The 13017-nt window shown below is 72.8% G+C and carries 8 protein-coding genes and 2 pseudogenes; 6 read left to right on the top strand and 4 right to left on the bottom strand.

Annotation, left to right across the window (positions count from 1 at the left end; genetic code table 11):
* Positions 1-14: 14 nt before the first annotated feature.
* Together NP777_RS24405 and NP777_RS24400 are read right to left on the bottom strand one after the other, a co-directional pair.
* On the bottom strand, positions 15-1448 hold the full coding sequence (locus NP777_RS24405) for a cytochrome ubiquinol oxidase subunit I (RefSeq protein WP_391858566.1): 1434 nt from the start codon (positions 1446-1448) through the stop codon (positions 15-17).
* Positions 1449-1573: 125 nt separating this feature from the next.
* Positions 1574-4084: an ABC transporter permease gene (locus NP777_RS24400; protein ID WP_256652316.1), complete on the bottom strand. Its 2511-nt coding sequence runs from the start codon at positions 4082-4084 to the stop codon at positions 1574-1576.
* A gap of 211 nt (positions 4085-4295) precedes the next feature.
* Between NP777_RS24400 and NP777_RS24395 the strand changes: the two genes are divergently transcribed.
* Together NP777_RS24395 and NP777_RS24390 are read left to right on the top strand one after the other, a co-directional pair.
* Positions 4296-5537: a sensor histidine kinase gene (locus tag NP777_RS24395; RefSeq protein WP_256652315.1), complete on the top strand. Its 1242-nt coding sequence runs from the start codon at positions 4296-4298 to the stop codon at positions 5535-5537.
* Positions 5530-6255 carry a response regulator transcription factor gene (locus NP777_RS24390; RefSeq protein ID WP_391858565.1) on the top strand — a complete coding sequence of 242 codons (726 nt, stop codon included), beginning with the start codon at positions 5530-5532 and terminating at the stop codon, positions 6253-6255. Before NP777_RS24395 ends, NP777_RS24390 begins: the two co-directional genes overlap by 8 nt.
* 31 nt (positions 6256-6286) lie before the next feature.
* Here NP777_RS24390 and NP777_RS24385 read toward each other — a convergent pair.
* Positions 6287-6754: pseudogene (locus NP777_RS24385) on the bottom strand (LysR substrate-binding domain-containing protein); the annotation flags it as partial.
* A 1-nt stretch (position 6755) separates the two neighbouring features.
* Between NP777_RS24385 and NP777_RS24380 the strand changes: the two are divergent.
* Positions 6756-6908 (top strand): annotated as a pseudogene (locus NP777_RS24380) (type 1 glutamine amidotransferase domain-containing protein); the annotation flags it as partial.
* Positions 6909-6931: 23 nt separating this feature from the next.
* Here NP777_RS24380 and NP777_RS24375 read toward each other — a convergent pair.
* Positions 6932-7957 carry a LacI family DNA-binding transcriptional regulator gene (locus NP777_RS24375; RefSeq protein WP_256652313.1) on the bottom strand — a complete coding sequence of 342 codons (1026 nt, stop codon included), beginning with the start codon at positions 7955-7957 and terminating at the stop codon, positions 6932-6934.
* A gap of 256 nt (positions 7958-8213) precedes the next feature.
* Between NP777_RS24375 and NP777_RS24370 the strand changes: the two genes are divergently transcribed.
* From NP777_RS24370 to NP777_RS24360, 3 genes are all read left to right on the top strand, one after another.
* The gene (locus NP777_RS24370; protein WP_256652312.1) at positions 8214-8996 is read left to right on the top strand and encodes a TIM barrel protein; all 783 of its coding nucleotides are present in this window, start codon (positions 8214-8216) and stop codon (positions 8994-8996) included.
* 83 nt (positions 8997-9079) lie between these two features.
* The gene (locus tag NP777_RS24365) at positions 9080-10099 is read left to right on the top strand and encodes a Gfo/Idh/MocA family oxidoreductase (protein WP_256652311.1); all 1020 of its coding nucleotides are present in this window, start codon (positions 9080-9082) and stop codon (positions 10097-10099) included.
* 168 nt (positions 10100-10267) lie between these two features.
* Positions 10268-12928 (top strand): ATP-binding SpoIIE family protein phosphatase, encoded by a 2661-nt coding sequence (locus NP777_RS24360; protein WP_256652310.1) that lies wholly within the window; start codon positions 10268-10270, stop codon positions 12926-12928.
* The last annotated feature ends 89 nt before the right edge of the window (positions 12929-13017 follow it).

Below are 13017 nucleotides of genomic sequence, written 5' to 3'. Positions count from 1 at the left end.
GGACCTCCAGCGGTTCACACGACCGGATAGCCGGTCACATCGGCTTCCTGCGGGGCCACCGGGACCGGGCGCTCGCCCGCGAGCCGGCGCAGCACGTAGACGGTGGCCACCGTCATCGCGGCGTACACCACGAGCACCAGCCACAGCCCGGTCATGAGGCCGGGGGCGGGATTCACCGCGTCCCGGACGCTGAGCACCCCCTGCACCACCCACGGCTGACGGCCCTCCTCGGTGACGACCCAGCCGCACTCCAGCGACACGACCGCGGCCAGGCCGCTGAAGGACGCCAGCCACAGGAAGAGGCGCGTGCCCCGGCGGGCCAGCGGGTCGCTCTCGCCCCGGCGCCGGGTGCGCCACCAGGCCAGCAGCAGCCAGACCCCGAGCCCGATCAGGAACAGCCCGCCGAGCACCATCAGGTCGAACGCCAGATGGGTGCCGGTGATCGGGGGCCGCCGCGCGGGAGGCACCTCGTTCAGCCCCTTGACGACCGTGCTGGGGCTGAACCCGACCAGCAGCGACAGACCGCTGGGGATCTCCAGACCGCCCTTGAGGCCATGGTCGCCCGCGATACCGCCCACGGTGAGCGGCACATGGCTGGAGGTGATGAAGACACCCTCCATGGCGGCGAGCTTGACCGGCTGGTAGTCGGCCACGAAGCGGGCGATCCAGTCGCCCACCACCAGCTGGACGGGCGCGACGACGGCGCCGAGGACGAACGGGATGAAGAACCCCGCGCGGTGGTAGCGGTCGGTGCGGCCGCGCAGCAGGGAGACCGCGTACACGCTCGCGGTCAGGAAGGACGCCACCATCAGCGCGGCGAGGATCATATGGACGGTCTGCGGCGGGCTGGCCGGGTTGAACATCGCGGCCAGCGGATCGACGTCCACGACCCTGCCGTGGCGGACGGTGAAGCCACGCGGCTGGTTCATCCACGCGTTGGCGCACACCACGAAGAACGCCGAGGCCACACCGGCGATGATGATGGGGATCGCGGTGAGCATATGGACGCGTGGCGGCAGCCGGTCCCATGCGTAGAGATAGATGCCGAGGAAGATGGCCTCGATGAAGAAGGCGATGCCCTCGATGGCGAACGGCAACCCGATGACCTGGCCGTAACGGCCCATCAGTCCCGGCCACAGCAGCCCCATCTCAAAGCTGAGGATGGTGCCGGAGACCGCGCCCACGGCGAACAGCACCCCCATGGCCCGCGCCCAGCGCCGGGCCAGCAGCCGGTACGAGGGGTCGCCGGTGCGCACGCCCCACCATTCGGCGATCAGGGTGAGCAGCGGGAGCCCCACGCCCAGACAGGCCACCACGATGTGCCAGGCGAGCGAGAAGCCCATCTGGGCGCGGGCCGCGGCCAGATCGCCGGGCGTGGCCGGGCCCGCCAGCCAGTCCCTCACCACGGCCGCGGCCTGCGGCCACGGGTGCTGGTCGACAGCGGGCACGGCCGCTCCTCACTCGTCGCTGAGCCCCCCTCCCGGAAAAACACCTTTACCCGCATCTGGGATGTCGCGGGGGTTTCCCGGCCGCGACACGCCGGGGTGGGGCAACGGAGGTCGCCCCACGACCGTCACTCGGTGTCCCCGCCGATGGCCTCCAGCATCGGGACGCGCGCGGCCTGCCGCCCCGGCCAGAGCGAGGCCAGCACACCGATCGCGGCACTCGCGAGGAAGAAGAGGGCCGTCCTGTCCCAGGGGATGACGAGCGGAACGGACTCCTGGCCGAGGACGGCCGCCGCGCCGATGGCCGTACCGGCGACGACCCCGAGCGCGGAGCCGAAGAGCGAGATGGTCACCGACTCCAGGCGCAGTACGGATCCGACACCACCGTGGTCCAGCCCGATGGCCCGCAGGAGCCCGATCTCCCGCACCCGCTCGAAGACGGCCATGCCCATGGTGTTGACCACCCCGAGGGCGCCGATCAGCACGGTGACGCTGAGCATGGCGTACATGATGTTCAGGAACGGCGCGCTCCGCGCGGTGGCGGCGGCCCTCGCGTCGGCGCGGTCCTGGACGAGCAGCGCCGGGTTGTCCAGGGCGCGCCGGATCTCCTCCTGGAGCGCGGCCGTGCGGCCGGCGGCGGCCTTGACCAGGACCGAGCTGATGGTCGGCCGGTCCTCGGCGCCGGCCGCACGTGGCAGGGCGCGCTCGGAGACGAGGGCGGGGGCCAGATCCTCCGGGCCGTCGTAGATCGCGACGACCGGCAGGTCGGCCTTGGCGCCCGGCGTACGGCCGCTCGCACTGGTGAAGCTTCCGGTGACCCGGGAGCCGAGCCGCCAGCCGTGGGCGGCGGCCAGTTCCTCGGTGACGGCGATGCCCTGGCCGAGGCGGTCCAGCGATCCCTCGCGGACGGTGAGCGACGCGGCGCGTTCCACCGCGGCGGGGTCCACCGCGGTGACCGAGAGGGGGGTCTTGTCGGTGAGGTCGAGGTAGGTGGGGATGACGGGGGTGACGGCCTCGGCGTCGGCGAGCCGCGCCACCCGGGCCGCCGTGCCCTCGCCGATCTCCCCGAAGTCGACGGCCTTGATGCTCAGGTCCGAGGCCATGGAGCGGTCGGCCTCCCGCTCGTCGAAGCGGTTCACGGAGGTGACGGCCACGGTGACGGCGGTGACCATCGCCAGACCCACCATCAGGGTGGTGGCCGTGGCCGCCGTACGCCGTGGATTGCGGCGGGCGTTCTCCACCGCCAGCTTGCCCCGGACGCCCGCCAGCCGGGTCAGCGGGGAGCGCAGCAGCCCGGTGACGCCGAGCGCGAGCAGCGGGGTGAGGACGATCAGGCCGACCAGCAGCAGGGGCGCGGCGCCGAAGAGCAGATCCGGCTCGCCGACGGCCGCGGCGATCAGCAGCGCGCCGCACGCGGTGGCGATCAGCCCGATGGTGTTGCGGCGGCGCAGCGAGGCGGCGGTGGACGGCTGGACGGTCCGCAGCGCCGCCACGGGCGGTACGGCCGCGGCCCGGCGGGCCGGGACGTAGGCCGCGAGGACGGTGACACCGATGCCCACGGCGAAGGCCGCGAGCAGCGGCTCGGCGGACAACGCGGGCACGGTGGCGTTCTTGGCTCCGGAGGCGTCGAACAGGCCGCCCAGCAGATGCGCGGCGCCGACGCCGAGGCCGTAGCCGATGGCCGAGGCCACCGTGCCGACCACGGCGGCCTCGGTCAGGACCATCCGCAGCAGGTAGTTCGTGGTGGCGCCGATGGCCCGCAGCAGCGCGTGTTCCCGGGCGCGGGCGGCGCTGAGCATGGTGAAGGTGTTGGCCACCAGGAAGGTGGAGACGAACAGGGCGACCCCGGCGAAGCTCAGCAGCAGTGTGGTGAGCTTGTCCGCGTCCCCGTCGGAGGCGGCACCGGACTCCAGATCGGCGCGGGTGACCGCCCGCAGCCCGGACGGCAGCGACTTCTGTGCCGTCTGGGCGAGTTGGGTATCCGATATGCCCTCGGCGGCGGTCAGTGTGATGGCCGAGTAGCCCTTCGGCGCGGGGGCGAAGTGCCGTTGCGCGGTGGCGGTGTCGAAGGCGGTGAGCGTACCGCCGGAGTCCACCCGGCTGTCCTGGGCGGTGAAGACGCCGACCAGCCGAGCGTCGCGGGCCGTGCCCGCCACGACGATACGCACCCGGGCGCCGACCCGGTACCCGGCCCGCTCGGCGGTCCGCCGGTCGACGGCGATCTCGGCGGCGCCACGGGGGCCGCGGCCCTCGGTGAGCGGATAGCGGACGTCCTTGCCGCTGCCGTCGGGCACATAGTTGACGCCCGCTGCCTGGTTCAGATCGCCCACCAGAGTGCCGTCGGAGCCGACGAGGAAGGAGCGGCCCTCCACCACACCGCGCGCCGCGGCCGCCGTCGGCAGCGCCCGCAGCCGCCGCAGCAGCGTGTTATCGAGCCAGTGCGGCACGGCGGGATCCGCCGTGATCGAGACGGACGCATCGGGCTGGGAGTTGGACTGTGCGCGGTTCACGGCCGCTCTGACGGAGTCGCCGTAGAGCAGCGAACCGGTCACGAAGGCCACGCCGAGCACGATGGCGAGGGCGGGCATCGCGAAACGGAGCCGATGGGATCGGAGGGTGCGCAGGGCGGTGCGGAACATCGACGGCCTTCGGAGGGGCTAGTGGATCAACGGTCGGAAGGGGCGTGGCGCATCGGGCTCGAGTGCGCTCCGGTCGCCCCGGATGCCATCCTTCGCGCGGACGTGGCGCGGCGGATCCACCGGAATGCCGAAGCGGTCCGCGCTGCTTCCCCGGTTACCTCGGCCGAAAGTCTGATGTGGCGACGGCGGCCGGACCGTAGCGTGACCTGCCATGATCTCCGAGTTCCGGTCCCGTTTCCGCTTCCGGCACCTCTGGCAGGGCCTGGTCGGCATCGCTCTGGTCGTCCTCGTGGTCCTGGAGGGGCTGAACGCGCCGCATCCGGCGATGGCCGCGGCGACGATGGTGTCCGGTGTGCTGTGCCTGGCCGCGCCCGCCGTGCCGGAAGGTCTCTTCGCGCGCTACGCGATCGGCGCGGCGGCCGTCTCGTGCGTGCTGACCGTGACGGAAGCGCAGTTGTCCGAGCGGCCCCCGAACACCCCGGGCCTGGTGGAGCTGGGTGCGCTGCTGCTGCTCAGCACCCGCGCCGTGCGGCGCTGCCCGCCACTGCGAGCGGCCGGGCTGGTCGCGGCGTCCTCCCTCGCCGCCGTGGTCCTTCCGCTGCGGATCGAGCTGTGGGACGACCACCTCAAGGACCTGATCACCGTCATCGCGGTCTGCGCCGTGCCGTTCATGGTGGTGGTGGGGCTGTGCCTGCGGCTGTACGACACACTGCGGGAGCGGGAGCGGGAGGCCGTCCGGCAGGCGCAACGCCTCGAGCACGCACGGGAGTTGCACGACTTCGTGGCCCACCACGTCACGGCGATCGTCACGCAGGCCAAAGCCGCGCGCTTCACCGCCGCGGCCGGACACACCCAGTCCCCGGAGGATCTGGACCGGATGCTCGCCCAGATCGAGCGGGCCGGATCCCAGGCGCTGGGGTCGATGCGCGCCATGGTCACCAGCCTGCGGGACCACGCCACCGCCTCCGCCACGACCCGGCCCACGGGCGATCCGGCGGGTTCGCGCGGGCTGCGTGATCTGCGTGCCCTCACCGAGGAGTTCTCCGAGGTGGGACCGGCCGCCGAGCTGATCCTCGCCCCGGAACTCGCCGACCGGCCACTCCTGTCCGGCATCGCCACCACGGTCCACCGTGTGGTGCAGGAGTCCCTGACCAACGTCCGCAAACACGCCACCGGGGTCAGCCGGGTGGAGGTGCGGATCAGTGTCCGGCCCGGTGATCCGGAGGGACTGGAGGTGTCGGTCGTCGACGACGGGGAGGGCGGCGCCTCGCCCGCCGCCGAGCGCTCGGCCAAGGGGAGCGGCTACGGCCTGGTGGGGCTCGCCGAGCGGGTCGAGGGGGTCAACGGGCGCATCACATCAGGGCCACGGGACGGCGGCGGCTGGCGCGTCCTGGCGGTCCTGCCGCTGGACAGGACGGCCGTCGAGGAGACGATCGCCTGCGATCATGCGTGACATGACGATCCGGGTACTCATCGCCGACGACCAGGAGATGGTCCGCGCCGCCTTCCGCATGATTCTCGACTCCCAGCCGGACATGCGGGTCGTCGCGCAGGCGGCGAACGGCGTCGAGGCGGTCGAGCGGGCCCGCCACCTGCGGCCCGACGTCTGCCTCCTGGACATCCGCATGCCCGAGCTGGACGGTCTGGAGGCCACCCGGCTCCTCGCCGGACCCGATGCGCCCGACCCCCTCAACGTCCTCATCGCCACCACCTTCGACCTCGATGAATACGTCTACCGGGCGCTGCGCAACGGCGCGTGCGGCTTTCTGCTCAAGGACGGCGCACCCGGCCTGCTCACCGAGGCGGTACGGGCCGCGGCGTCGGGCAACTCGTTGATCTCCCCGTCGGTGACCGTCCGCCTGCTCGCGCACATGGCCCCCCACCGCGGTCGGCCCACCCCCTCCGAGACCCGTCCGGGCCGCCGGGGGAGGATCGGGCCGAAGGATCTGATCGAGCCGCTGACCCAGCGCGAGGTCGAGGTGGTCGGGCGGGTCGCCCGTGGCCGTACCAATGAGGAGGTGGCCGCGGACCTCCATGTCACCCTGTCCACCGTCAAGACCCACCTGGGCAACGTCCAGCGCAAGCTGGCCGCCCGCAACCGTGTCGAGATCGCGGCCTGGGCCTGGGAACACGGCATGGTGGACGACTCCGCGCCGGACGGCGGAGCCTGACCCGCCCGCGCGTGTCTCCGCCGCGTGCGCGCTACCAGGTGCGTGCGGCGCGCTGAAGCCGCTCCCGGACCCGGGCGACGTCCGGGTTGGCGTCGGCCCCCGGCCGCTGTACGAGGAAGAGCGTGTTGAGCGGCGGCTCTTCGGGCTCATGCAGCAGGACGAGTCCACCGGAGGCGAGTTCGTCCTGGCACAGGTAACGGGGGAGCACGCTGTAACCCGCGCCCGCGGCGACGGCCGACACGGCCCCGCGCAGATCCGGCACGGTCACCGCGGCCTGGGCGGTGAGTCGCTTGCCGAAGACATTGCGCCAGTACCGGCGGGCGATCGGGAGGTCCTCGGCGTAGGTGATCAGCGGTACGTCACGGACGGCGGCACACGGGCCGTCGGCCGCCAGACGCTCCCCGATGCGCCGGGCCCAGCCGGGCGAGGCGACCAGCACATAGTCCTCGTCCGCCAGCGGGCGCGAGGTCAGCGCGCGGCCGCCGGGGCGTCTGGTGGCGCTCCTGCAGGACCGGCTGACCGAGGCGGGTCTGACGGTGCGGGTCGGCGACCCCTTCGCACCGCATGTGGAAGTCGACCGCAATGTCATCACCGGCCAGAACCCGGCCTCCTCCGGCCCGCTCGCCGAAGAACTGCTCAAGAAGCTCGGCTGACCTCTCGGCCCTCCCCTCGCGCCTCAGCCGGGTTCGGCCGTGGTGCCCCGGACGACGAGACGGGGGGCGACCACGGCCTCCCCGTCGGGCATCTTCTCTCCCTCCAGCCGGGCGATGGCCCGGCCGACGGCGAGTTCGGTGAGCCGGGGGATGTCCTGGCCGACGGTGGTCAGGTTGATATGGGCCAGGCGTGCCAAGTGGCTGTCGTCGAAGCCGATGACGGAGATCCCGCCGGGGACGGGAACCCGGGCGCGGAGGAGGGTGTCCAGGACGCCGGTGGCGGAGCGGTCGTTGAAGGCGAGGACGGCCGTGGGCCGGGAAGTGGCCTCGAGGAGGGCGCGGGCGCCCGCGGCGCCGTCCTCCTCGGTGAGGCCGCCGGGCAGGACGCGGACGCGGTCGGCCAGGCCGTGGCGGCTCATCGCGGTGCGATAGCCGCGGCGCCGGTCGGCGGCGCCGGGCGCCCGGCCGCCGTCGATATGGGCGATGTCGCGGTGGCCGAGGGCCACCAGGTGGTCCACCGCCTGGCGGGCGCCCTCGTCATCGGCGGTCCGCACCACCTCCACACCCGGGGCGGACCCGCGCAGCCGCCGGGCCACGGAGACCACCGGGAGCTGTGCGGCGAGTTCCGCCAGCCGCGCGGCCGGGGCCTGCGGGCCGAGCAGGATCAGGGCCTCGCAGCGGTCGGCGAGCAGAGTGTCGGTGGCCCGCTGCTCCCCACGCCCGGCGGCCACGGCGCTCAGCGCGATCTGGTACCCGGCGGGCTCGGCCACCGCGTAGATGCCCTCCAGCAGATCGGAGTGGAACGGGTGCTGAAGGCCGAACTGCACTCCGAGGAGATGGGACCGGTGGCTGCGCAGCAGCCGGGCCCTGGCGTCCGGCCGGTAGCCGATCTCCTGTGCCGCCCGGAGGACCCGCTCACGGGTGGCGGCACCGGCGCCCTTGGCGTCCCGCATCACGATGGAGACCAGCGCCGTGGACACGCCTGCCCGCGCCGCCACGTCCGCGAGCGTCGGGCGCTTCCCATGAGGGACGGCCGGCGTCGGTGGCACCACTGGTCTCCCTTGGTCTCGTCGGCCGAGGTGTCGTCTCCGGCCGGGGTTTCGCTTACGGGCGCGACGATCGTAGCCCAGGGCCCGACCGAGCGCGCCCCGCTTCTATAACGTTCTAGTGATTCCGTCGTCCGCCCTTGACAGGCGTGGTCGGTGACTGGCGTACTGCTGCTCGTTCCTAGAACGTTCTAGTGATGACTGCGACGTTCTATTCGCTTTGTTGCCGGGGTCGTCGGAGAGAGGGCGAGCAGTGGCGATGTACACATTGGCGGTCTGTGCCGAGATGGTCTTCCGGGATCTGCCGGTCCAGGAACGGGCGCGGCGCATCCACGACGCCGGTTTCCAGGTCGAGATCTGGGACTGGAGCCGACACGATCTGGCCGCCCTCGAGCGGACCGGTGTGGTGTTCTCCTCCATGACCGGCTACCTCCGCGGTGGCCTGACGGACGAGGACGGGGCGGCCGAACTCCTGCGCACCGCCGAGGAGTCGGTCAAGGTGGCCGAGCGGCTCGGCTGCCCCCGGCTCAATCTGCACGGCACCGGGCTGGACGGCGCCGGCCTGCCGGTGGCGCCGGTGACGGGCGAGGCCACCGGCCCGATGTGGATCGCCGCCCACCGCACCCTCACCCGCCTCGCCGAGCTGGGCGAGCGCACCGGGGTCACCTTCACCCTGGAGAACCTCAACACCGCCGTGGACCACCCCGGTGTGCCGTTCGCCAAGGCCGCCGACACCCTGGCCCTGGTCGAGGCCGTGGACCGGCCGGGGCTGCGGATGAACCTGGACCTGTACCACGCGCAGATCGGCGAGGGAAACCTGATCGAGCTGGTTCGCCGGGCCCACGGCCGGGGCCTGATCGGCGAGATCCAGGTGGCCGACGTACCCGGCCGCTGCGAGCCCGGAACGGGAGAGATCAACTACCCGGCCCTCGCCCGGACCCTCACCGACCTCGGCTACGAGGGCACCGTCGCCATGGAGGCATGGGCCTCCGGCGACAGCGACCGCGCCCTGGAGCGCTTCCGCTCCGCCTTCACCGGCTGAAGCGCGCGGCCGCGCGGCCGTCCGGCCCTGATCGCTCGCATCCGCCACCACCCCCGGAACCACGGACCCCACGGAGCATCCGCATGACCACACCACACTCCCTCCCCATCGGCCTCATCGGCGCCGGACGCATGGGCTCCTTCCACGCCGAGACCCTGGCCCGGCGCCTCCCCGGCGTCCGTCTCGCCGCCATCGCCGACCCGGCCCCCGGCGCCGCGCAGGGGGTCGGCGACCGGCTGGGCGGCACCACGGCGTACACCGAGATAGCCGAGCTGCTCGCCGACCCCGGGGTCGAGGCGGTGGTCATCGCCACCCCGGCCCGCACCCACGCCGGGCTGGTCGAGGCCGCGGCGCGGGCGGGCAAGGCCGTCTACTGCGAGAAGCCCATGGCCGTCACGCTCGAGGAGGCCGACCGCGCCATCGCGGCCGTGGCCGACGCCGGTGTCCCCCTCCAGGTGGGCTTCAACCGCCGCTATGACACCGGCTTCCACGCCGCCCACGAGAAGGTCCGCGCGGGCGCCATCGGCACCCCGCAGCTGCTGCGCTCGCTCACCCGCGACCCCAAGCTGGCCGACCCGGGCCGTATCCCGCCGTGGACGATCTTCCTGGAGACCCTCATCCACGACTTCGACACCCTGCGCTACCTCAACCCCGGCGCCACGCCGGTCGAGGTCTTCGCGTTCGCCGACGCCCTGGTACGCCCCGACTTCAAGGACCGTGGACTGCTCGACACCGCCGTGGTCACCATCCGCTTCGACAACGGCGCCCTCGCCACCGCCGAGGCGAACTTCCAGGCGGTGTACGGGTACGACGTGCGCGGCGAGGTCTTCGGCTCGGCGGGGATGCTCACCATGGGCGACATCCGCCGCGGCCATCTGACCGCCTACGGCCCGGACGGCACCGCCGCCGAATGCGTCACCTACGACCAGGATCTCTTCCACGACGCCTACGTGGCCGAACTCGCCGACTTCGCCGAGTGCGTGCGCACCGGCCGCGCCCCCTCCGTCACCGGACAGGACGCCCGCGCCGCCCTGTCCGTCGCGCTCGCGGCCATCCAGTCGGTCACCACCGGCGGCCCGGTCCGCGTCGACGACATCGCGTAGCGGTACGGCCCTTCGGCTCTCGGTGACGGCGTCCGGCGACGTACCCCGACGACCACGTACGGGCGGCGGGTTCGTTTCCGGAGAGGCGTTATATTCGGGCTATGCAGGACGCGGCCGGTCTGCGATCCGCACGGCACCGGGCTCCCGAGGACGATGACAGGTGACGCCATGGGTGTGGATGAACAGCACCCGGACAATGCGGACACCCGGATCACTCGGTCGGCGCGGACACGGCTTCGGCTGATGGGTTCCGCGGGTGGCCAGCTGAGTGGCACCGGGCCGGTGAGGCTCGCCCTCGGACAGGCGGTCGCCGAACTCGGCGCCCTGGGCGGCATGATCCATGTGTGTGATCCCCGCCAGGGGGCGATGCGCCTGGTGGCCAGCGTGGGGCTGCCGGACAACCTGGTCGCGGGGTGGGAGACCCTCACGGACGAGGACAGCGCGGCCCCCGTGTCATGCGTCCGCTACGGCACCCACGTCTGGACGCCGCCACCGCCCGATGTGCCGCACGGCGCGCCCATCCCGTCGTCCGGCCGCTCCTCCCACGAGAACCTCCCTCCCGGTTCCGGTTCCCACGGGGACTTCCCTCCCGGCGCCGGGTCGCTTCCGCCCGGAAGCGGGGTGGCGTCGGTGCCCGTGATCACGGCTGACGGGGAGCCGGTGGGCGCGCTGTCCGCCCTGGTGGAGGCGCCGGATGAGCTGGACGACGCGCAATGCGCATTCCTGCGGCTGGTCGCCGACTGGGTCGCCGAGTATCTGCGGCCCGCCCGCCCCGCCGCCGCGGACGTCGAGCACGAGCGGCACCCCCTCGGCGGCGACGCCGTCAGCAGTGCCGTATGGCGGATGAACGACGGCCTCCTCGCCCTCGACAACCAGGCTCGGCTGACCTTCGCCAACCCCGCGGCCCTGGAGTTGCTGGGTTCTTCCGCCCAGGAGGCGCTGGGGACGGTGCTGTGGGACCACCCGGTGGTCCGGGACACCGGGATGGCCGCCTGCCACGGGCGGGTCGTGACCACTCACGCACCGGCCGGATGCGACACCCGGTGGCCCGGCAGACCGGGCTGGTACCACGTGCGCGTCGACCCCGTCCCCGACGGACTGGTCATCCACATCTCGGACATCACCGAACGCCGGGCGGAGGAGGCCGAGCAGTCCGCGGCCCAGCGCGCCGCGGCCGAGCGGGTCATGCGCATGGGAGAGCTGACCTCGGCGCTCGCCGAGGCGCTGACCGTCCAGGACGTGGTGAAGGCGGTCGCCGACCGGGTGCTTCCGCCGTTCGGCGCGACCGGCCTCATCTGCCAGGTGCTCGAGAACGGGCGGCTGCGGATGGTCGGTTCGGCCGGGTATCCGGAGGAGTTCCTGGAGACCGTCCAGAAGCTGATGGTCTCGGACATGTCCGCCATCGTCCAGGTGCTCAGCTCCCGCTCCCCGACCTTCCTGTCCACACCGGCGGAGTACGCCGAACAGCATCCGGACGCCGCCTACTACCTCTACCGCAGCGGGATGAAGGCGTGGGCGTTCCTCCCGCTGATCGCCTCCGACCAGCAGATCGGCTACTGCGTGGTCAGCTTCTCGCGGCCGCGCCACTTCTCCGAGGAGGACCGCTCCCTGCTCATCGCGCTGAGCGGACTGGTCGCCCAGGCGCTGGAGCGGGCGCGGCTGTACGACGCCGAGCACACCCGCGCCCAGGAGCTCCAGCGCGGGCTGCTGCCCCGTACGCTGCCCGTCGTACCGGCCGTCGCCGCCGAGGCCCGCTATCTGCCCGCCACCGAGGGCGTGCAGGTCGGCGGCGACTGGTACGACCTCATCCCGCTGTCCGGGGAGCGGGTCGCCCTCGTCATCGGCGATGTCATGGGCCACGGACTGTCCGAGGCCGCGACGATGGGGCGGCTGCGCACGGCCGTGCACACCCTCGCCGATCTCGAGCTCCCGCCCGACGAGCTGCTCACCCATCTCAACGATCTGGTCGGCGACCTCGGCGATGACTTCTACGCCACCTGTCTGTACACGGTGTACGACCCGGTCACCAATCGCTATGCCTTCGCGAGCGCCGGGCATCCGCCGCTCGCCATCGTCCGCCCCGACGGCACGGCCTACTTCCCGCATGTCGACGCCGATCCGCCGCTCGGCGCCGCCAGCCCGCCCTTCGAGACCCATGAGGTCCAGGTGCCCGAGGGCAGCCATCTGGTGCTGTACACCGACGGCCTGGTCGAGTCGTCGACGGTCGACATCGACGAGGGCATGGCCCGTCTCGCCCAGGCCCTCACCAGGGCCGCCGCGCCCCCTACCGATCCGCCGGGGACCGCGTCCGCCCCCACCACGCTGAACGATCCCGGCCGGCTGTGCGACGCCGTCATCAGCGCGCTGGTGCCGGAGCAGGCCGAGACCCACGACGACGCCGCGCTGCTGATCGCCCGGACGCGGTCGATGTCCCCGGAGCGGGTGGTGTCCTGGGCGCTGCCGGACGGCCCCATCGCCGCGGCCGAAGCCCGCCACCATGTCACCGAGCAACTGTCCACGTGGCATCTCGACGAGCTGACGATGACGACGGAACTCCTGGTCAGCGAGCTGGTCGGCAACGTCGTACGGCATGCCAAGGGCCCGCCGCGGCTGCGCCTGCTCTACGGCCGGACGCTGATCTGCGAGGTCTCCGACGGCAGCCTCACCACCCCGCGGATCCGCCGCGCCGCCGAGACCGACGAGGGCGGGCGCGGGCTGCAACTGGTCGCGGCGCTGTCCGATCGCTGGGGCATGCGGTTCTCGGCGACGGGCAAGTGCATCTGGACGGAGCAGGCGCTGCCCCCGCCCGCCCACCCGGCCGCCGCCTGAATGAGGGCGTGGGGCCGCTTGATGGGCACGGGGCCGCCTGGTGGGCGCGGGATCGCCTGATGGGTGCGGGGTCCGCCGCCCAGGGGACG

Source organism: Streptomyces rugosispiralis, assembly GCF_024505145.1.
GTDB lineage: Bacteria > Actinomycetota > Actinomycetes > Streptomycetales > Streptomycetaceae > Streptomyces > Streptomyces rugosispiralis.
This window is presented reverse-complemented; position numbering and strand designations above follow the sequence as displayed.